The organism is Holzapfeliella floricola DSM 23037 = JCM 16512 (genome assembly GCF_001436605.1).
GTDB classification, from domain to species: domain Bacteria; phylum Bacillota; class Bacilli; order Lactobacillales; family Lactobacillaceae; genus Holzapfeliella; species Holzapfeliella floricola.
Genome location: NZ_AYZL01000018.1, coordinates 13,084 through 34,617 on the forward strand (window position 1 = coordinate 13,084; position 21,534 = coordinate 34,617).

At 34.0% G+C, this 21,534-nt stretch carries 17 protein-coding genes; 9 read left to right on the forward strand and 8 right to left on the reverse strand.

All coding sequences use genetic code 11. The features are described from left to right. The first annotated feature begins 109 nt into the window (after positions 1 to 109). Positions 110 to 5,764, forward strand: coding sequence for a coiled-coil domain-containing protein (locus FC86_RS03545; protein ID WP_056974700.1), 5,655 nt, complete (start codon positions 110 to 112; stop codon positions 5,762 to 5,764). A 33-nt stretch (positions 5,765 to 5,797) separates the two neighbouring features. On the opposite strand, the gene FC86_RS03550 is transcribed toward FC86_RS03545, so the two are convergent. Beyond that, positions 5,798 to 6,235, reverse strand: coding sequence for a Fur family transcriptional regulator (locus tag FC86_RS03550; protein ID WP_056974701.1), 438 nt, complete (start codon positions 6,233 to 6,235; stop codon positions 5,798 to 5,800). A gap of 85 nt (positions 6,236 to 6,320) precedes the next feature. Between FC86_RS03550 and FC86_RS03555 the strand changes: the two genes are divergently transcribed. The 3 genes from FC86_RS03555 (at position 6,321) to FC86_RS03565 (ending at position 8,681) form a co-directional block, all read left to right on the forward strand. Continuing rightward, a complete protein-coding gene (locus FC86_RS03555; RefSeq protein WP_056974702.1) occupies positions 6,321 to 7,232 on the forward strand; it encodes a metal ABC transporter solute-binding protein, Zn/Mn family in 912 nt (303 codons plus the stop codon). A 79-nt stretch (positions 7,233 to 7,311) separates the two neighbouring features. Further along, positions 7,312 to 7,977: a CPBP family intramembrane glutamic endopeptidase gene (locus tag FC86_RS03560; protein WP_056974703.1), complete on the forward strand. Its 666-nt coding sequence runs from the start codon at positions 7,312 to 7,314 to the stop codon at positions 7,975 to 7,977. 14 nt (positions 7,978 to 7,991) lie between these two features. Then, positions 7,992 to 8,681, forward strand: coding sequence for a CPBP family intramembrane glutamic endopeptidase (locus FC86_RS03565; protein WP_056974704.1), 690 nt, complete (start codon positions 7,992 to 7,994; stop codon positions 8,679 to 8,681). Between the two features lie 14 nt (positions 8,682 to 8,695). Here FC86_RS03565 and FC86_RS03570 read toward each other — a convergent pair whose 3' ends face one another. The 5 genes from FC86_RS03570 to FC86_RS03590 form a co-directional block, all read right to left on the reverse strand. Next, positions 8,696 to 9,856, reverse strand: coding sequence for a cation:proton antiporter (locus tag FC86_RS03570; RefSeq protein WP_082618844.1), 1,161 nt, complete (start codon positions 9,854 to 9,856; stop codon positions 8,696 to 8,698). Between the two features lie 129 nt (positions 9,857 to 9,985). Then, a complete protein-coding gene (locus tag FC86_RS03575; protein WP_056974706.1) occupies positions 9,986 to 11,794 on the reverse strand; it encodes a heavy metal translocating P-type ATPase in 1,809 nt (602 codons plus the stop codon). 117 nt (positions 11,795 to 11,911) lie between these two features. Next, positions 11,912 to 13,252, reverse strand: a complete 1,341-nt coding sequence (locus FC86_RS03580) for a polysaccharide deacetylase family protein (RefSeq protein ID WP_056974707.1) — start codon at positions 13,250 to 13,252, stop codon at positions 11,912 to 11,914. Between the two features lie 119 nt (positions 13,253 to 13,371). Further along, a complete protein-coding gene (locus FC86_RS03585) occupies positions 13,372 to 13,617 on the reverse strand; it encodes a hypothetical protein (protein WP_056974708.1) in 246 nt (81 codons plus the stop codon). Between the two features lie 473 nt (positions 13,618 to 14,090). Then, the gene (locus FC86_RS03590; protein WP_056974709.1) at positions 14,091 to 15,233 is read right to left on the reverse strand and encodes an ArgE/DapE family deacylase; all 1,143 of its coding nucleotides are present in this window, start codon (positions 15,231 to 15,233) and stop codon (positions 14,091 to 14,093) included. A 452-nt stretch (positions 15,234 to 15,685) separates the two neighbouring features. On the opposite strand from FC86_RS03590, the gene FC86_RS03595 reads away from it, so the two are divergent. The 4 genes from FC86_RS03595 (at position 15,686) to FC86_RS03610 (ending at position 18,884) form a co-directional block, all read left to right on the forward strand. Beyond that, entirely contained in the window at positions 15,686 to 16,504 is an 819-nt protein-coding gene (locus FC86_RS03595; RefSeq protein ID WP_056974710.1) for a MetQ/NlpA family ABC transporter substrate-binding protein, read from the forward strand. 19 nt (positions 16,505 to 16,523) lie between these two features. Further along, positions 16,524 to 17,588, forward strand: coding sequence for a methionine ABC transporter ATP-binding protein (locus FC86_RS03600; protein WP_056974711.1), 1,065 nt, complete (start codon positions 16,524 to 16,526; stop codon positions 17,586 to 17,588). Next, the gene (locus FC86_RS03605) at positions 17,588 to 18,274 is read left to right on the forward strand and encodes a methionine ABC transporter permease (protein ID WP_056974712.1); all 687 of its coding nucleotides are present in this window, start codon (positions 17,588 to 17,590) and stop codon (positions 18,272 to 18,274) included. The genes FC86_RS03600 and FC86_RS03605 overlap by 1 nt, the downstream gene beginning before the upstream one ends. 133 nt (positions 18,275 to 18,407) lie before the next feature. Next, positions 18,408 to 18,884 carry a MarR family winged helix-turn-helix transcriptional regulator gene (locus tag FC86_RS03610; protein ID WP_056974713.1) on the forward strand — a complete coding sequence of 159 codons (477 nt, stop codon included), beginning with the start codon at positions 18,408 to 18,410 and terminating at the stop codon, positions 18,882 to 18,884. A gap of 37 nt (positions 18,885 to 18,921) precedes the next feature. On the opposite strand, the gene FC86_RS03615 is transcribed toward FC86_RS03610, so the two are convergent. Both FC86_RS03615 and FC86_RS03620 read right to left on the reverse strand, forming a co-directional pair. Next, positions 18,922 to 19,923: a PTS sugar transporter subunit IIC gene (locus FC86_RS03615; RefSeq protein ID WP_056974718.1), complete on the reverse strand. Its 1,002-nt coding sequence runs from the start codon at positions 19,921 to 19,923 to the stop codon at positions 18,922 to 18,924. 95 nt (positions 19,924 to 20,018) lie between these two features. Further along, complete coding sequence (locus FC86_RS03620; protein ID WP_056974714.1) at positions 20,019 to 21,182, reverse strand: aminotransferase class I/II-fold pyridoxal phosphate-dependent enzyme; 1,164 nt, start codon at positions 21,180 to 21,182, stop codon at positions 20,019 to 20,021. Between the two features lie 149 nt (positions 21,183 to 21,331). Between FC86_RS03620 and FC86_RS06545 the strand changes: the two genes are divergently transcribed. Then, positions 21,332 to 21,508: a hypothetical protein gene (locus FC86_RS06545; RefSeq protein ID WP_156403337.1), complete on the forward strand. Its 177-nt coding sequence runs from the start codon at positions 21,332 to 21,334 to the stop codon at positions 21,506 to 21,508. Positions 21,509 to 21,534: the final 26 nt, after the last annotated feature.

Genomic DNA, 21,534 nt, shown 5'->3' on the forward strand with positions numbered 1-21,534 from the left:
GATAATCAATGCAAATAGATATCAAACATGATTGGTTATGTTTTTTTAAAAGTGACTTTTTTTGTTGAGAAGAGTACCCTCTAGATATAAAATCTAGGGGGTATTTTTTATGAAAAATAAACAAAAGAATTTTGAATCAAAAGTATCTAAAAAAGTAGTTTATGCTAGTTCTGCATTACTTGCAGCCACAGCATTTGCAACAGTATCATCATCTGATTTTGGGCAACATCTTAAAGGGGTTAATCCAATCGTTCAAGCAGCGACTGATTTACAGGTTGCACGTTTGGATGGGTTAGTTACAAATACAAAAAATATTAGCTTCTACGTACCTGGTGCGCAAAACCACTCCATTAAGAGTATAGGTGTAAAATCGCCTAAAACTGGAGGATGGCTTTCCTGGGGACCTTCTTCAATCAGAGTATCACCAGATAAACAACATTTCGATGTTACATTTACTAATTCGGATAATTTGAATTTTATTAATGACTCTAAAAATGTTGGTAACTCTATGACATTTGAATTAAAATTTGATGGAGATAATGGTATTAGAATCCCTTATAGTAAGGCCATTGACTCATCGGAATTAATGAATGCTAAAAAACAAGGTAAAGATGCAGTCGATGGGTTAGTCAGCCTAACTGCCCAGCAATCCGAAGACTATAAAACTCAAATTGAAAATGGTCAAACCACAGGTGGCATCGAAAGTATTGTAAAGCGAGCTAAAGCAGCTAATGATTTAGCTACTTTAGCTCAATATAAAAAGCAAAAACAGTCAGAATTAAAGCAAAAGAGTGGAGACGTTATTGATTGGATTATGTCTTGGTTTAGGAAAAACCCACTCACTTTACTTAATCCAAAAGAATTAGCACGACAAAATGCGCTTATTAATCAAGCCAAAACGGCTTTGAGCCAAGCTCAAACGGATATTAATAACGCCGATTCGATGACAAATGTTGATCAAATCGTTAATGCTGCAATTACACAGTTTAATCAAGCAAAAAATTCAACAGATACATCTAATGCAGATGCACTTAAAAAATCAGCACAAAATCAAGCTAAAAAAGAATTACAAATGAAATATGATGATTTAAATAATCAACTGAATATGATGTCTGACTTAACAGATAAAAATAGTTTGCAAACAGAATTAGATAATGCTTTTAATTCTGGAAAAACAGCGATTGAAGGGGCCTCTTCTGTAGACGATGCTAATAGTAAAAAATCAACAGCTATTAGCAATTTAGAAAAAGTTTTAACAAAAGCTAAAAATGATCAAAAATCTAATCAAGATAATCGCTTAGCAACTAGTCGAGATCAAGCTAAACTAGGCTTTGATAACCAATATCAACAACTACAGGCTAAACTAAACAGCTTACCATATAGTAGTCCTAAAAAATCTGATTTAAATCGACAAGTAACAGACTTTTATTCTAAATCTAATCAAGATAGTTTAACTCAAGCTCCTGATGAAGCAAAACTAGCTCAAGCAAAGACTAATTTAACACAAACATTTAACACACTAGCCAATGACTTAGATATTGCTAAGTTACAGTATGACATAACAGATTCAATTAATACTGAATCTAAAAATGTTACAGGTGCTGTTAAAGGAATGGGAAGTATCCCTGACCCTGATAAGTCTAATATTTTAAGTTCTATTACAGGAGCTACAACCAATTTGGCTAATAATATTCCTAATACACTTTCAGAATTGGCAACCTATAAAGAAAAAGTTAGCCTTGCTTTTAATCAAATTCAAGCTGATGCGGGTCTTTTGAATCAAGGTAACTTAGACCAAGCAAAAAATGCCGCAAAGAGTGCTATTAATCTAAAAGCTGGTGAAATGGAAGCTATTATTAATCAATTAGCTGACCCACAAAAATCACTGTTTCAGTCAGAGTTAAATGCTAAATCAAAAGCAGGCAGAGATAATGTAGATGGTGCGTCAAAATCAGCAGATGCGTTTCTTACTAAAGACAGTTCTTTAATAGATTTGGAAGCTCTTAAACAAAAAGCAAACCAAGCAAAAGCTGGTCAACAAACGGCTAATAACAATCAACAATTAGCTCAATCTGCTCAAGACTATATTCAAGGTCTACAACCACTTTCAGATGATAAAAAAACAGGATTTAACCAACAAGTTAGTGATTTGGTAAGTAGCTATCAAACTAAATTAACAGCTGATAATGCTGATGTTAATGCTTTATCAACTAGTTTTGATCAAGACCTTGAAAAAATAAAATCAGCAGCTAATTTAGCTAACCAAAAACAAATTTTGGATAGTCAAATTAAACAAAAAAGTGCTGATGCTCAAAAAGTTATTGATAATAGTTATAACTTGGATAATGACCAAAGAAGTCAATTTACCAAAGGTTTAGCTGAAAAGACAAGTGAGTTACGTCAATCAATTTTAGGTGCTCAAAATACTGCTGATTTAGAAACTAAGAAAAGTGAGATTGTTAAACTAGATGATTTTGCTAAAAATACAAAATTAGCAAACGATAAAGCAAAAGCAGCCCATGATTTGAAAACCAAAGCACAAGAAGTGAAGAATAATCTTGATAAGTTACCAGGACTAACAAAAGCTCAAATCGAAAGTGCTCAAAAATCAATTGATGATAAGTTAAGTGATGGATTAAAGGGTGACTTTGTAACTAATAAAGATAATATTCTGTCCGATTTTACGAATATTTTCAATACTCAAAAAAGAACCTCAGATTCAAGCAAAGAAACAATTAAAAATAATCTAGCTGATAAAATGTCTACACTTACAACAGACATTGGTAACCCATTTTTAGAACAACTAAGGAATAAGTTGAACCCAATCTTAGAAGATGCCAAGACCAAAATAGGTCAAGTTAAGTCTTATGATCAAATGAAGCAGATTGAAAATCTTGCTCTCGCTAATATGGAAGATGAATACAATCAACTCAAATTAGCAGATGATAAGGCTAAAGCTAGTGCAACATTATCTGAAAATATTGATAGTGAAAATGGTCGAATTGACAATTTGACAGGATTAAGTTCAGTTGAACAACAAGCAGCAAAAGTTGAATTAAAAAAGATTAAAGACCAACTACCAACAGCATTTGATGGTCTAGATAGTGATAATGCAATTGCACAAAAACAATTAAATCTACAAAACCAAATTAATCAAGTTTATGATAAATATAATCAAAAGAGCAATGCTAATCTTGAAAATGCTAAGTCAAATGCTAAATCAAGATTAACAACACAACGTGATAATTTACTAAGTGAACTTGATAATGATGCAGATTTTAATGCCCTAACTGCAGAAGACAAGCAAAGTTACAAGACTCAAGTTAATAATGCATTCGATGAAACAGCAAAAGATCATGCAAGCATTGATCAATCAAGTTCGACACAAGCTATCGGTTATTTTGAACAAGCTACAAAAGCTAAACTTACTGATTTATCAAATCAAGCTAAATTAGCAAACTTGAAAAAACAAAAATTAGATGATTTAACATCAAATTCAACTATAGAAAAATTAAAGGATTTCAAGCAACAAGGTTTGAATGGTAAAGAGTTAGAAGATACTCTAAGTTATGACCTAACATCAGATCAACAAGACCAACTCAAAAACGACATAAATAATATAATTACTAATTCAGGAATCAGTAGCAGTAGTAGTGAATCAGAAGTACAAGAAAAATACAATCGTGCTTTAGCAGATATTGGTAAAAAATATGATGCTGCTGTTAAGCTACGTCAAAAAAATATCAATAAAGAAAATGCGAAATCTCATTTAAAAGGTTATAGGACAGATATAGAATCACAAATCAAAAAGCTTGACTTAAACTCAGATAATTACACAAGCCAGTTACCATCTATTGATGAAATGAATCAATATATAGACAATGCTGAAGATGAGCAAATTATTTCTCAATACAAAGATTCAGCAAATCAAGGGATGCAAGCTATTTTAGAGCAAGCACAACTTCAATCTGATAAAAACACAGCTATTGCCAAAGCAAACCAACATCGAGATAATCAAAAACGGGCTATCGACCAAATGTTAGGCTTAAGTGATTCAGATAAGAATGATTTGAATAATCAAATTAATGCATTAGTTGCCGACAATTCAGGAGCAATTTCTGGTACTAAATCGAATGAACAAATTACATCCTTAGTAGCTGATAATAATGCTGCTATCGAAAAAATTATGGACGATGCTAAGCAAAAGAATCTGAATAAAATTAATGATGTTCGAACAAATGCTAAATCAGAATTAAAAAAAGAAATCACAAATAATACCCTTCCACAATTGACAAATAGTGACTTATCTCAAAGCTATCAAGATGAAATTAATCAAATTAAGTCCAATATGGAAAACTCAATAAAAAATAACAACAATCCAAGTGATATCGCTTACCAATTAGAACAGGCTAAACTCAAAGTAGCCGACGTCAAAAGACGTGCTGACTTAGACCAAAAACGTGAAAATGCACGTCAACAATTGGTTGATTATGCTCAAAAATTGACTGGTCAATTAGATAATCTACAACCAGTAAATCAAACAGATAAAGATAACGTAAAGGATTTGATTAATCTTATTTCTAATGAAGCAGACTTTGGCTCGGCAAATTCACAAGCCGAAATCACACAAGTTCTAAGCCAGAAACAAAAAGATATGTCAGATCATTATCAAGCAACAGAAGATATCAAACAAACCAATTTGGAGTCAGAAAGAACTGATAGATTTGAAAAATTAGCTGAACAAGTTGATAAGTTGCAAAATCAAATTATCAATCAACCTAACTTAACACCCGAACAGCAAGAACAGTATATTAATCAATTGTATACCTCGTTGTTCAATGCCAATGATGATTTGCAACAAGCTCCATCGTTTAAAGATATGGATGACATTGAAAATACGATGAATAAAGTGGCGCAAGATGTCATTAAAGACGCTAAATTGACTAATGACAATCAACAACCAACTCCCACACCAACACCAGTTCCAACTGATGATAACAATGACTCGTCACAGCCAACCAATCCAAAACCAACTGCAAGTGAAGTGAGTCAAGAAGTTGGTCAAGCAGTTAAACAGGCACAAGAGACAATTAATCAAAATACAACGCTAACTCCTCAACAAAAACAAAGTTATTTAAATGCTTTAACTAACTTGCAAACCGATTCAAATAGTCAATTGAATCAGCCTGGATTTGATCCAAGTACATTCAACATGCTTAATTTAAATCAAAATGTGCAAGCCATTTTAACGAGTTTCAATGATTTTGTTCAGAGTCAACCAACAAGCCAAAATAACAAAACACCTAATAATCAACCAACTAACACTAATACAACAGCTAATACTCAAAATGCGGGTAATAATACTATTGCAAATAATGGAAATGGTAGCACTGCTCAAAATGCAGGCACAACTAGAACTGATTCAGGCAATGGCTACCGTTACTATCCAGCAACAACAGCTCAGACAGGTAGCTCTCAAGGACAAGTCCAACCAGCTAACTCAGGCCAAACGCAAAACAGCAATGGTAACAGAGATACTGGCGGTTTAATTCAAAGATCAAACCAAGGTAATAACCGTTCATCTGTTGCTAATGGTGGAAGCAATGGTCCTGTCAACAAAGTAGCAAACCTAAATAAAGATAATGACGCAGGTCAATCTAATAAATGGTGGGATGCTATTCCTTATATTGGTGCTTTAATCGTCGCTATAGGGGGTATTTTCTGGTTAATTGCTAAACGAAGAAAAGACGATGATGAAGAATAGAATAAAAAAACAGACCTTTTCAGGTCTGCTTTTTTAGTTTTCTTTAGATTTGCAGTTTGAGCAGTTTTTGCATAATCCTTCAAGAACAAATTGATGAGATAGGATTTTAGCTCCTGGAATTTGTGATTGATAAATTGACATCGGACATTCTTTTAACTCGGTAACGATGCCACAGTTTTGGCAAATGAAATGATGATGGTGGTCAAATTCACAAATGACTTTGACCATGGCATGTCCCATTTGATTATTTTGCTCAAGCAATCCAGCTTCTTCAAGTTGTTTAAGATTGCGGTAAACAGTATTGTAACTCATTGAAGGAAATGTTTGGCGCATTAATTGATCAATTTTTGTAATATCTAAATACGTATCACGATGTTTGATTAGTAAATCGATTAGGACTTCACGTTGTTTGGTTATTTTAAGTTGGTTTTGTTTCATCTTGTTTAAAACTTGCTGTTTTAAGTGATTCATTTAATTTCCTCTTTTCTTTTGATCAATAATCCTATATAATTATAAATCGTAATGATTATCATTTAAAGGAGAAGTAACTATAATTATGAAAAAAATATTTGCGACAATCGTACTAGCTCTTGCAGCCGTTGTTTTTGTCGGATGTCAAAGTCAATCTCAACAATCAACAACTACTAGCGGCTCAGATTCAGAAAAAGCAATCAACGTGATTACTTCAACGGATGTTTATAGTGATATTGTATCAGAAATCACACAAGGAACTTCTGCCAATGTAACCCCAATTATTTCAGGTTCTAGTGCAGATCCTCACCACTTTGAACCAACAGCTAATGATGCTAAAAAAATTACTAACGCAGATTTAATTGTTGAAAATGGTCTGGGTTACGATAGCTGGTTTGAAAAACTGGTAAAATCAACCGATACTAAAGCCCAAAAAATCTCAATTGCAACAGACATTGGCCAACTTAAAGATGGCGATAATGAACACATCTGGTATGATGTTAGCTTAATGAAAAAGTTTGTTGAAACAACTACGCAAAAACTAATCGAAATTGATTCAGCTAACCAAGCAACTTACGAAAAAAATGCGCAAGCTTACTTGAAGAAGTTTGATACGCTAACCGCAAAAATTGACGATGTCAAAAGTCACTTATCTGATGCCAACAAGAAAGTTAACGTCTCAGAACCAGTTGCTGACTATCTCCTTCAACAAATTGGATTTGAAATCAACAACAAGCATTTTGAACAAGCAATCGCAGAAGAAACCGATCCTTCAGCTCAAGATATTGCGCAAATGCAAAAAGATTTCGAATCAAAAACGGTTTCATTTTTTGTTTACAATACCCAAAGTCACAGCCCATTAGCTGATCAAATGGCTGATAAAGCCAAAGCAGCTAACTTGCCAATTCTTGAAGTGACCGAAACGAAACCAAATGATACCTCTTATATTGATTGGATGACAGATGTTGTCGATCACATTTCAAAATTAATGAACTAATTTTGATGAGTTATTTTTTCAAAACCTCCAACGTTTCTAAATGCTATAATGAGATTTAGAATCTGTTAGGAGGTTTTTTATGTTTAAAAAACGCGGAACATTCGAAAAAGTTCTGATGATTTTTATCTTCTTTTTCTTTGATATCTTATTAACTGGATTAATGGGAACAGTTAAGGCAGAACCCATTAGTATGGGATATATCATTAATAATGCCATCAGAATAATTGTGGCAGTAGCGATTATATACGTGATGACGATTGAATATGGACATGAATTAAAGTCGGATAATCAGCGGAAATTTCAATTTAATTGGCGATTTAATAAGCGCAATGTCATGATTATTTTTATTGGGGCTGTTATTATGCTAGCCTTTCAATTTTTAGTATCATTAGTATTATCTGGTAATCAAACTTCAGCAAACGAAGCAGGGTTGAATGAAATTATTTCGAAAGTGAATTTCTTATTTCCACTATTCGTGATGTTTGTTGGGCCAATTGTTGAAGAATATATTTTTAGAGGATTATTTTTCAATTTATTTTTCAAGAAGGATACACGATTAAATAACGTCGTGGGTATTTTTGTTAATGGTGTATTATTTGGGTTAATGCATGAAACGTCATTGTCAATATACTTAGTACTTTATTCCGTAATGGGAATGATACTGGCTTCTGTATATTTATTCACCAAAGATATTAAGTCGTCAATTGTTGTCCACATTATCAATAATGTGATTAGTAGTTTATAGTGAGGGGTTAAAAAATGTCGAAAAGTGTCAGCTATGTTGTTCGCTTAATTATGGCGGTTGTCGTTTTTTTCGTTGATCAACTCTTGTTAGTTTTTTTGCAAATGCCAAAAGAAGTTATGAGCTTGGGTTATGTTTTGGGTATTGTTCTTCGGTTAGCTGTTGCGGCAGTTGTCGTTTATGGGATTTATCGTTATTATCGTTACTTACTTGAAAAAGATAATCCTAGACAATTTATGACCAAACAAACCAAGTTTGGCTTTGACAAAGTAATGCTTGTGTTGGGATTATTTGTTGTTTTAATTATTGTTCAAGTTGTTATCAACTTGGTGTTATTAAAAAACCAACCAGAATCAGCTAACCAAGTTAAAATTATCGAATTTGTGAAAGGGAATAACTTTTTATTTGGACTATTCGTTGTTGTTATTGGTCCTATTCTTGAAGAAATTATCTTCAGAGGGTTATTCTTTGATTTGTTTTTCAAACAGAGTTCTAATTTAAAGAATACATTAGGTATTATTTTAAACGGATTACTCTTTGGTCTAGCTCATACTAGTTTTCAGTTTAACTTGAGCTTAGTCACTTATGCAGTGATGGGTATGATGTTTGCGGCGATTTATCTCAAAACGAAAGACCTTCGTTGTTCAACAGGTGTTCATATGTTGAACAACTTATTATCATTTATTGGCATATTATTTGCAAAATAAAAAAGCAGGATAAATTATCCTGCTTTTTTTATATAGTAATTTAACATGAATGGTGTTAAAACAGTTGTCAAAATGACAACAATAATAAGTTGTACATATAAGTCATGTGAAATAATCGATTTGGTTAGGCCCGTTTGTACTAAGATCAAAGCAACTTCACCACGAGCAATCATACCACTTCCAACAATGTTAGCCTGGTTTTTGGGTAGTCCAAAATATTGGCTGACTAATTTACCAGGTAAAAATTTTGAAAGAATAGCAATTAGGGTGAAAATCAAAATTAATGGCAAGTTATCTAAAGCACCGTCTAAAGTCATGTTGAGTCCGATTGAAGCGAAAAATAAGGGGATAAAAATCAAGTAAGCTGTTGCAGATATTTTTTCTGATACCTGATTGAAGAATGTGGCATCCTTCAAAATAATACCGGCAAAGAATGCTCCCATAATACCACTAAGTCCCACTTTTTCAGCGAGGATAGATAAGCCAAAAATCATAACTAGTGAAAACAATTCATAGAAATAAGGTAGGCTAATCGATTTTGTTTGCAAAAACTTGTCGAAAAAGGGAAAGCACTTTTTAAATACAAAAACAAAGCCAAAGAAAATAACTTGCAGGATAAGTGTCTGGCCTAAAGCAAGAGGATCAAAACTTCCTGTACTATTAAAGTTAATGAAAAGGCTCAAAATAAATAGTGTCAAAAAATCATCAACAATTGCGGCACCGATTAGAACATTTCCCATTTTGCTTTGTAATAATCCTGATTCTTTTAGAACTTCAAGTGCAATTGAGATGCTCGTTGCAGCCAGTACAATTCCTAAAAAGATATTTTCATTGAATCCAACAGCGAATATCGTAATACTTGCAGTAGCTATCAAAATGATGGGGGCAATAACACCTAATACTGCGACAGTAAGACTAGATTTAAAAACGCTTTTAAGTGTCTTTAAATCACTATGGGAACCAGCAATAAAGAGTAGCAGAACCACTCCAACTTCAGAAACAGTACTGATGGATTCATCCGTATGAATCCATCCTAGTAAGGCTGGCCCTAGCAAAATACCAGTAAGCAGTTCGCCAATTACAAGAGGCAAGTTGACTTTTTGAAAACCTGCTTTTAGTAATGTAGATACAATTAAAATTAAAAATAAACTTAAAATAAGATGCATAATCATCATTCCTTCCAAATAAAAAACGCACTTTCAAAACTTCTCATCTACCCAAATGAGAGGAAGTCTTGAAAGTGCGTTGCACTCCAACCAAAATACGATTATTTATTTCTATTATACTAAATTTTTAGTAGACTCTCAATATTTTTCGCCACGTGGAGGGAGTTTTGCAAGTAGGCCTAAGACGATTGTGATGGTATCAACGACTTCTTGTAAAATAGCACCAAACAGTGCTGGAATTAGGCCAAATGAAGCGACTAGCATGAGCATAATTAAAATGACAATACCTGTGATAACGTCAGTTTTAGCAACATGCATTGTCCGGCGAGCGATTTTGACAGCACGACTAACATGAGCTAAATCGTCAACTAAAATTACTGCATCGGCACTTTCACTAGCTGCTGTTGCACCGGTTGCTCCCATTGCTATGCCAATATCGGAAGCAGAAAGAGATGGGGCGTCATTAACACCATCTCCGACCATCATGACAGGACGATGATCTGCTTTAACTGCCTTTAAATAATTGATTTTATCAACCGGAAGACATTCGGCTTTAACTTGTTCAATACCTAACTCTTTAGCTACTTTATTGGCGACTAAACTATCATCACCAGTTAGCATCATGATATTTTCAACACCTAATTCTTTCAAATCAGCAATCGTTTGCTTAGCTTCAGGTCTGATTTGATCTGAAAATGTGAGATAACCTACATACTCTCCGTTAATAGAAACATGGATGGCAGTTTCTGTTAACGATAATTTTGGATGATTGAGTGAGACAAAGTCCAGTTTCCCAACCTTAACTTCTTGGTTATTAACAGTCGCAACAACACCATTACCTGTAATTTCTTTGAGGTCAGAAACGGGATAAAGGGTATCATGACTGACTTCTTTGAGTAAAGAACGCGCTAAAATATGAGATGAGTTCTGCTCAACACTAGCAGCTAATTTTAAAAACTCCTCTTTACTAATATCTGCATACAACTGTACATCGTTAAGCTTTAGTTGATTTTTAGTCAACGTTCCCGTTTTATCAAAAGCAATGGTTTTAGTTAATGCAATCTTTTCAATAGCGGTTCCGCTTTTAACCACGATATGATTACGGCTCATACGACTCATACCCGCAACTAATGAAACGGGCGCTGCAAGGATTAAGGGACAAGGTGAAGCGACAACGAGGACTTCTGCAAAACGCACTGGGTCTTTACTGACAGCCCAAGCGACACCAGCGATAACTAGTGCAATGATGGTGAATGGGACGGCATAACGGTCAGCCATTTTAACGAATTTTGCGGGTTTTGCTTCAGAGCTTTGAACCAAGTGCACAATTGCTTGATACTGTGATTCTGAGGCGATTTTTTCAACTTTCATTGTCACAGAAGAATCACCGTTGATTGATCCAGACATTAATTTTTGATTGTGTGTTTTTGAAACCGGCGCAGATTCCCCTGTTAAAGAAGATTCATCAAAAGTTGAAGATCCTTGTGTAATAATACCGTCTACAGGGACTAGTTCCCCGGGCTTAACAACAACAAAATCGCCAACTTTTAAATCATCTGCACTAACTTCTTTCAATTTTGAGTCAGCAGTTAAAAGATGAGCAGACTGTGGTGCATTTTTGAGTAAAGATTCTAGTTCTTTACCAGCTTGTGAAGCTGCATAGTCTTCAAGTGAATCTCCACCTGTTAACATAATTAAAATCATCAAACTAGCCCAATATTCCCCAACAATCATTGTAGCGATAATTGCCATAATCGCTAAAATATCGACACCATATTTCCCTGATTTTATTGTTTTAACCATTTCAATAACTAATGAAATGGCCATTAAAACACCGACAATTGTGATTAGAACTCGAGCACTAATCGGTGAGTGAAAAATAAATTCTAAAATTAAGGCAATCACACCGACTAAAAGTGTGACACCTAGTTTCCATTGATGTTTCAAGACTATACCTCCTTAGGTTAAGCTAAAATAATAATAAGCTTCAACTAAAATTTAACACAAGTAGTAGTAAAAGTGAATTAATTAAGCCTAATAAAAAAAGCATTCAGATTGAATGCTTTAGCGTGTGTCATGTTGGCTATAATAGTTAGTCATTGGATAAAGTTTGTGTTGATATAACTGGTCAATTGTTACGAATTCATAACCTGCATTTTTAAGATAATTGATAATGGTAGGCAATGCATCGGCTGTTGTTTGGTGAATGTCATGCATCAAAAGAATAGAACCTGAGCGTACATTTTGTTGAATGGTTTTGAGCAGTGTTGACACACTTGGTTTTTTCCAATCTTCGCTATCAATATTCCATTCAATCAATGGTTTGAAAATAGCTTGATCGACAGTTTGGTTTCTGGCACCATAAGGCGGCCTAAATAAAGTTGGATAAATATGAGCAGCTTCATAAATTGCCTGGTCAGTCTGACTAACCTGTTTGTTGAGATCATCAGTTGTTAATTTGGTTAACATAGGATGATTAAAACTATGACTGCCAATAGCATGACCGTTTTCTTTCACTTTGTTAACTAGACTAGGATAGTGTTGTGCATTTTGTCCTAACATAAAGAAGGTTGCTTTAACATCAAATTGATTTAGGGTATTTAGAATACTGTCGGTCGAACCAGCTCTTGGGCCATCATCAAAAGTTAAAGCAATAACTTTTTTTTGAGTTTGAACAGGTTGTTTAACAAGAATTTGATAATTAGGGTTCAATAAGTAATTGATCATTCCAATATCTATAGATATGGTTGTGATGGAGGCAATATTATTAGGAAGTCTCAATTCTAGTTGACTTTGATTCAAAGAAAAGTCAGAGATATTTAGTGGGAGCGATTGTATTTGATCTTTCAAACTAATGAACTGTTCAGAAGTAATGGTGTTTGACTCAAAAATATGTTTGGTTAAGGCTAGTCTAAAAGCTGCCTGACTTTTTTCGTCGTCTTGTATTAAATCTGATAGTTTTAAAATTTTAGTGTTATCTTTTGTGGAATTGAATTGTGCGACTATTTTTGAATCGGTTGTTAAGTTCTGGCTATTTTTTGAAACACTGTAAATCGTATTCACTGAAATATTCCGATTATCTTTTGATGTGAGATAATACACGGTATCAGCTTCTTGATGCTGACTAATTATTTTTGCTACGGCGTTTTTAATAACCTCATTTTCGGGGGAAAAGTAGGTTGTAGGTTCATCACTTGTACTTGTCATTGTTTTTTTTAAGTTAGGGTAGGTTTGTTCAATTAATTGATCAGCTTTTGGTTCAGAAGGAGAAGACTCTATTTTTATTGCTGCAATAACGAGTAAAACTAAGACAATAAAAATACTAAAAAAAATAAATCCCCACTTTTTAAAATTTCGATTGTTCTGTTGACGTTGTCGTCTAACTTGTCTGCGAGATCGATGCATCAGTATAATCCTTTTATCTATATAATTTTGAATGATATATAGTCAAGTTTATCACATTCGAACATTGACCAAAATAAAAAAAGACATACGATTTAATCGTATGTCTTTTTTTAATCAAATTAGTTAGATGATGATTCTGATGAAGCAACGTCTGAACTTGATGATTGTGAGTCAGCTGAGCTTGATGATTGTGAGCTTGATTGGTCACTTGATGATGATTGTGATGAATCAGCAGCTGAGCTTGATGATTGTGAAGTTTGTGCATCGCTTGATGATGAGTTGTTTGCGCTGTTACCATTTGAACAACCTGTTAATAACAATGCTGAAGCGAACAATGTGCTTCCTAGTACAACTAATTTTTTCATAATATATTCCCTCCGAATATTTCCAATAAATATATAAATAAGCTTTTAATGTCATCACGTTTGGACTAAAAGTAATATTAATATTATGTAATATAAAATACAATACTTATAGTTGATTTTAAAAAAAACATAACAAATGGTATCTGGTTCTTGTATGTACGAGATAAATTGTGCTTATGTAATCCAAACAGATAGGTAATAAAAGTTTATCTTTAATCTTAATAGTGCAACTTATTAATACTTTTGTCAAGTTAAAAATGCCCATATTAAAAAAGCCAGCCCGGGGAGGCTGGCTTTTCTTTGGGTCGACTAAAAAGTCGACGCAACGTTCAATCTACTTGGAGGAGTAAGAATGAATGAAAACAAAAGTTGGGTCATATTTGTTTATAACAAGCCTCAAGGGGGGTAACCTATTGGCTATGAGTACACTATACTTTTAAATTGTGAAAAAAGTGTGACTATTTTATTCAAATTCATTGAAAAAATTCATGAGTGAGTTGTTTGAGAACTTTAATTGTATTTAAATAACTAGATATTGTTGTGAACTCATCAACCTGGTGGGCATTCTCCCAAGCATCAGGACCAAATATAGCGACAGGTAATTTAGGGTTAGCTTTCACAAAATCACTGGCATCTGTGGCACCATGAATAACTTGAAGTTCGGCTTTTTTGCTAAAATTTGCTGTTGAAAGAGAAGTAAGTTGCGTAATTAATTGATTACTTGGGTCAGTGACTACCGGATAAAAATCGTGGATAATTTCAAGCTCTAAGTGACCCGAATTTTGTTGATTCAATTCTTTAACTGTATGAGTCAAAATGTCAATAATAGCTTGATTAGGTGCCGTACTCGTTGGTCTAATATTACCCGATAATTCAGCATACTCTGGAATGGAGTTGATTTGATGTCCTCCTTCAAACTTTGTGATACTGTGTGCTAAATCTCCTAGGATAGGGTCTGATTTGAATTGACTGAACATTAGTGATTCTCGTTCGACAAACGCGATGAGGTTGGTAATAGCGTTTATCCCATTTTGTGGTGCTGAGCTGTGCCAGGTTTTACCATAACTTTTGATACGGTAATTCAGCGATCCACAATGTGCGTAGACGACATTTCCACCAGTAGGTTCGGAGATAACTAGTGCGTCTAGGTCTTTACTGTAACCATGAGCTGTTAAAGTTTGTGCTCCTGCAGCCCCGTTTTCTTCATTATTCGTCATCAAAAATCTAAGAGTGCCAGTTGGTAGTTTATTTTCTTCGACTAATTCTATAAAACAGATAACTTGAGCTGCTAAACCACTTTTCATGTCACTTGAACCACGCCCATACAGTTTATCGCCTATAATCGTTGGTTTAAAAGGATCATATGTCCAATTATTAATATCCCCAACCGCAACGGTATCGGCATGTCCTGAAATTCCTAAAATTTTCTTCGACTTTTTTATCCCAATCTCTGCTACTAATGTTGCACGGTTAGGTGCAAGTTCGTTTATGACAGATTTAATGCCATATTTCTTAAATAACTTAGCAATATACATTGCTATTTTTTTTTCGTTTTGATCAACCGTATTGATTTCGATTAAATCGCTCAGCACCTTGATTTTTTCTTCTTTTTTCATGTTAATTCCTCACTACTTAAGTTACTGTATTATGATTTAAAGGTTAAATTAAAACTATATGAAAATCAAATTTAATTTTAGGGTGTTGACAACTTTGAAAAAATAACTTATTATTTAGCCAACAACAAAATAAATCAAACAAGTTGATTGAGAAAGTAACTTTGTTAAAGACTGTACAGAAAACTTACATTTGATGAGAGTAAGGTAGTTCACACAAAGTGAAAATGGCTCATGATTGGCGTTACTGAATGGTTTAAGTAACGATGGATTGGCACCCATTAAACGTGCACGCGTATCACTTACTTATTGTTTAATAGTTAGTCGTACGTTGTTGAGGAAGTAAGTGTAAGCTTATTTCAAAGTAGAATGGTAATCACGATAAACTCGTTTCTAATTAATATTAGAGACGAGTTTTTTTATTTATATGAATTTATTTTTAGGAGGAATTAGTTATGAAAAAGTCAGTTAAAAAAATTTTATTAGGTTTAATTACCGTAGTGGTAGCATTGATAGCTACAGCATGCTCATCAGGTAGCGGTGGTAACGAGGTTAAAGTGGGAATCATGGGTTCAGACACCCGTATTTGGGATGTTATTAAAACCAACCTTCAAAAAGAAGGTATTAATATTAAATTAGTTCAATTTAATGATTATGATCAACCAAACCAAGCACTTGCTGGTGGTGATATTGACTTGAATGCTTATCAACATGTTTATTTTTTAGAAAACTGGAACAACGCACGTAAGACAAACTTAACAGCAATCGGAAATACAGTAATTGCCCCATTGAGTGTTTACTCAGATAAAATCAAAAGTTTAAATGATTTACCAAATGGAGGCACAATCGCCTTACCAAATGATGTCACAAATCAAGCTCGTGCCTTGCAATTATTAGAATCAGCAGGTGTTTTAAAATTAAAAAGTGATGTTAAATTACCATCACCTAATGATGTTGTAGATAATCCTAAAAATATCAAATTAATGCCTTTAGATGCTTCACAAACTGCACGTTCATTATCTGAAGTGAGTGCATCAGTTGTTAACAATACAGTTGCTTTAGATGCAAAATTAGATTTAAATTCAGCAATTTTCAGAGAACCAATTACAGAAAAATCAAAACCTTGGATTAATGTTATTGCAACTAAACCAGAAAACAAAGATAACGAAACTTACAAAAAAATTGTAGCAGCTTATCAAACACAAGAAGTTGCAGACAAGATTAAAGAAGTCTACCAAGGGTCAACAATTCCAGCATGGGATTACAAATTTTAAATTAAACGAGGTGTAAAGGATGGCACAGCCCTTAATTCAGCTAAAGAATATTAGTGTTAATTTTAAAAATAAAGAACGCGATGTCTTAGCAGTTGATAATGTCAACTTAGATATTCAACGTGGCGATATATTTGGTATTGTGGGGTATTCTGGAGCAGGTAAAAGTACACTTGTTCGAGTAATCAACTTGCTACAACGACCAACTGGTGGTGAAGTTTTAATTAATGGTGAAGATATTTGCCAATATGATGCACCAAAATTACGTCAAACACGTAAAAAAATCGGGATGATTTTTCAACACTTCAACTTAATGATGTCACGTACAATTGCACAAAATGTAGCTTATGCATTAAAAGGTAGTCCGCTTTCTAAGCAAGAAAAACAGGATAAAGTTAACGAACTACTTGATTTAGTTGGATTAGCAGACAAAAAAGATACCTATCCTAGACAACTATCAGGAGGGCAAAAACAGCGTGTAGCGATTGCTCGTTCACTGGCAAATGATCCAGATATCTTAATTTCTGATGAGGCGACAAGTGCACTAGATCCTAAAACAACTGAATCAATTTTGAATTTATTACAAGAATTAAACAAAAAGTTGAACTTAACTGTCGTTTTAATCACTCATCAAATGGAAGCGGTTAAACAAATCAGTAATAAAGTGGCGGTTATGGAACAAGGAAAAGTCATTGAACGTGGTTCAGTGTTAGATATTTTTGCCACCCCAAAAACTAGCTTGACCCAGTCATTTATTGATACCACAACCAGACTAGATGCAACGTTAAAAGGGCTTGCTCAGCAAGATAATTTAAAACACCTCAAACCAGGTGAGCAACTAGTTCAACTTTCTTATTCAGGTGATACAACTGACGAACCAATTATTGTTAGTCTATATCAAAAATTTGGCGTAAGTGCCAATATCTTATATGGTAATGTTGAAATCTTACAAGGGACACCAATAGGAAGTTTAATTGTGATTTTAAGTGGGGATGCTATAAAGGTGTCTGAATCACTTGAATTTTTAACACAATCAGGTGTTCGTATTAAAAAACTCAATTTAGCTGATTTTGGAGGTGATAACTAATGGATTTTCTAAAACAATATATACCTAATGTTTTTGATAACTGGCATGGTGACTATGGATTTGAAGGTGCTATTTCTCAAACACTCTACATGACTATCATTAGTGCAATCATAGCAGGTGTGATTGGCTTGGCTGTAGGATTGATTTTAGTTATCACAGAAGATGGCGCAATTGCTGAAAATAAAACAATTTATAATATCACTGATAAGATTGTTAATGTGTTAAGATCAATTCCTTTTATCATTTTGCTAGCGTTAATTGGTCCCTTGACTAAAATAATAGTCGGCACTACAATAGGTCCACAAGGAGCACTTGTTCCACTTGTAATTGGAACGTTTCCTTTTTATGCTAGACAGGTTCAAAACGCTTTAGTACAGGTTGATAAAGGTGTTATTGAAGCGGCTCAGTCAATGGGGGAATCTAACTTTGGGATTGTTTGCAGCGTATATTTAAAAGAAGGATTACCTGACTTGATTCGAGCAAGTACACTTACTATTATTAGTCTAGTCAACTTAACCGCAATGGCAGGAGCTGTTGGCGCAGGTGGACTAGGAAGTCTTGCTTTGGATATTGGATATAAACGTTTTCAAAATGATGTGACTATCGTTGCAACTTTGATGGTTTTATTATTTGTTTTTGTCGTTCAATTTATCGGAGACTACATCACGAAAAAAGTAAGTCATTAAAAACACTGTCTTGGTTTAGATGGTGTTTTTTTGTCGGTTTTAATTTTAATAAAAACTTATTAAATTGTGATATAATTAATACTTGATAATTATCATAACTTTAGTATAAGTTGTAATTAAGGGGGACATTAGTTTGGTTCAAATTAGTCGTGATCATATTGCTTTTCAGGTTATTGAAAAGTTACAAAAGAGTTCAATATCTGAAAAACTAGATTTTTTCGAAAAGAATTATGGTTCGCTTTATGCTGAAGAAGTTAGAGCACAGTTAACACACCATGATTTAGAAATTTTAACTTTGATATTGGGGAAAGAAGTTATGATTTCAGACGTTGTTAATCAGATGTCAATCACGCAAGGCGGTGTTTCTAGACGTATCAAGAAGTTAAATGAATTGGGGTACCTTGAAAGATTTCGAGGGCTAGAAAATTACCGTAATGTGTATGTTAAATTAACTTCTAAAGGTGAACATCTAGCAAAAGCTAATGTAGCGTTTCATGAATCGGCTTATAAAGAAGCTAAGCAAGATTTTAGTTCATTAACAGAAGATGAATTACAGACAATCGAAAGATTCTTGAATATTGTTCAGAAATATGGCGAATTTGGTGAATAATAAAAAAGGAAACTCATTCATGAGTTTCCTTTTTTATTTAGTCATAATTAAGAGTAAAGTCTTGAATATCCATAAAATGCCATTTTAAGATGAATACATAATGACTAATTAGGGCCATTACGAATGGTATGATGATAAAAATAACAATTAATATTATAATAGGTGAACCTTTTTCAAGTGCGGCAATTGGGCCAATTAATCCAGAAAGACCAAATCCAGCACTCATCGGAGTGCCATTGATATTCAGTAAAGCACCTAAACCACCTAAAACACCAGAGTTAATCGCGATTGGCAACATAACTTTTGGTTTTTTCAAGATATTAGCCATTTGAATTTTAGGAGAGCCAATAATATGAGCGAGGGATGCACCCAAGGAGTTAACTTTGAAGCCATAGACCGCCAGTGCATAGGATGCGGCAACTATTCCAAGATTGGCCGAACCTGAAGCAATACCTTGTAAACCGACAGCAGAGGCAATTCCAACTGAAGATACTGGCGAAATAATAATTAGAGCAAATGATATTCCAAGTAATACACCCATTAATAGAGGTTGTAAATGCGTTACTTGTGTAATGAAATCACCAATTAATCGAGTTATTTGACCAACGGGTTTTAGTGTAAGCTGACCAATTCCACCACCAATAAGTAATATAATAGAAGGTAGAAGTAGAATTGTGTATGATTTCAGATGATTACCTAAAATCAAAATTAAGATATAGCTAATTAAAATAGTAAGACCGACATTAATAACGTCACCAGATCCTGCAATAATGAGACCATTTGGTGTCATCTTAATATTTCCGGCACTAATAGCTGTTGCTAGTACCATTGAGGCACTTTGAATGGGTGCTAATTTCCCGATTAATCCTACACAAAGTGCACTAACAACGGGAAGCAGTACTGCTGAAATGGCAGTAAAGTTTAAGAGGGTCTGTGCAAATTCAAAATGAGGTAACAAAGTTTTCATAATATTATTAAGTAAAGCACCTGGAACCAAAGCAACGATAACACCGATAGAGACACCATTTAAGGTATCCATTGTGATTTTTTTAAGTGTTTCAAGCCAGTTTTTATTCAAAATAAAGCTCCTTTTCTGGGGTGAAATAGTTGGGTAAGGCATCGTTTTTATTTTACCTAGTTTAAAAATGATTTAATACGGTTTAATGCAGTTTTGATATTTTCCTCACTAGCAGCAAAGCTAATACGAACATAGCCTTCACCACCTGGACCAAAACAAGAACCTGGAATGACAGCAACTTTTGCCCCATGAGCGAGTTGACGGCAAAATTCAAAACTGTCTTGCGTAAATTGTTCAGGAATTTTAGCAAATAAGTAAAAAGCACCGTCTGGTTTAACATAATCAAACCCTAGTTGACCAAGTCCCTCTTCTAAAATAGCGACACGTTTTGCATACGCTTCTCGCATCTGAGGGCCATCTTCAAGCCCATTCTTGAATGCTTCAGTTGCAGCTGCTTGAGCGTTGGTTGTAGCCGATGTGATTAAGAATTGATGGACTTTATTAACTTCATTAATAATAGTTGCAGGTCCGCCAATCACACCAATACGCCATCCAGTCATTGCATGTGATTTTGATACGCCATTAAACACAAGTGTTTGTTCAGGTAAAATAGTCCCCATTGAAACGTGATCATGTTGATAAGAGAGTTCGCTATAAATCTCGTCACTAATGCAAAAAATATCATTTTTAGAAATAACCGTTGCTAAATCTTCTAGTTCTGTTTGAGTATAAGTCACACCAGTTGGATTGTTTGGAAAGTTTAAGACAACTGCTTTAACTGATTCGCCATTTTCATCAAGTGCTTCTTTCAATTTTTCTTTTGATAATTTGAAATCTGTTTTTGAAGTATCAATATAGATTGGTGAAGCACCTAAAAATTCCATAATAGGGATGTATAGAGGGAAGATAGGTGTGGGTAAGATAATTTTATCACCTGGATTCAAAATAGTAGATAATGTTGCATAAATGGCTTCAGTTACACCGGCTGTAATAATTAATTGATCTTCTGGATTGTAGTTTAAGCCATACTTAGCTTTTAAAAATTGACTTGCGGCTGTTCGAAGTTCAATCGTACCACGAGGATTAGTATAGTGGCTTTCATTATTTTCAATACTTCTGATAGCGGCTTGTTTAACGTGATTGGGTGTATTGAAATCAGGCTCACCAATTGTAAGGTGAACAATATCGTCAATTTGTGAAATTTCGGCGTTGAATTCCAGGATTGAATTGGGTTTTAAAACAGATAAATTTTTGTTTAAGCGATTAATCAGTGATGGCATAGCGGATCTCCTTTTAATATGTTTTTATTATTTTTATCATATCATTTTAATATAAACAGTCAATTATTTTAGAAATTTTAGTATAAATTAGTTAACAAATTTGTATTCTAGCGCTATAATAGAATTAAATTAATGAGGAGGAATACATTATGGCATTTAATTTTGACGAAATGAAAGACAAAGTATCAAAGGGCATTGATTCAGTAAAAAACAGTGACGCTGTTGATAAAGCTAAAAAAGCAACTGATGATGTTCACAAGAAAGTGAGCGACGGTTTAAACGAAGCTGGCAAAAAAGTGGATGAATTCCGCGGTAAAAAAGATTAATAATAAAAAAGCTCTGAGTATTTCTT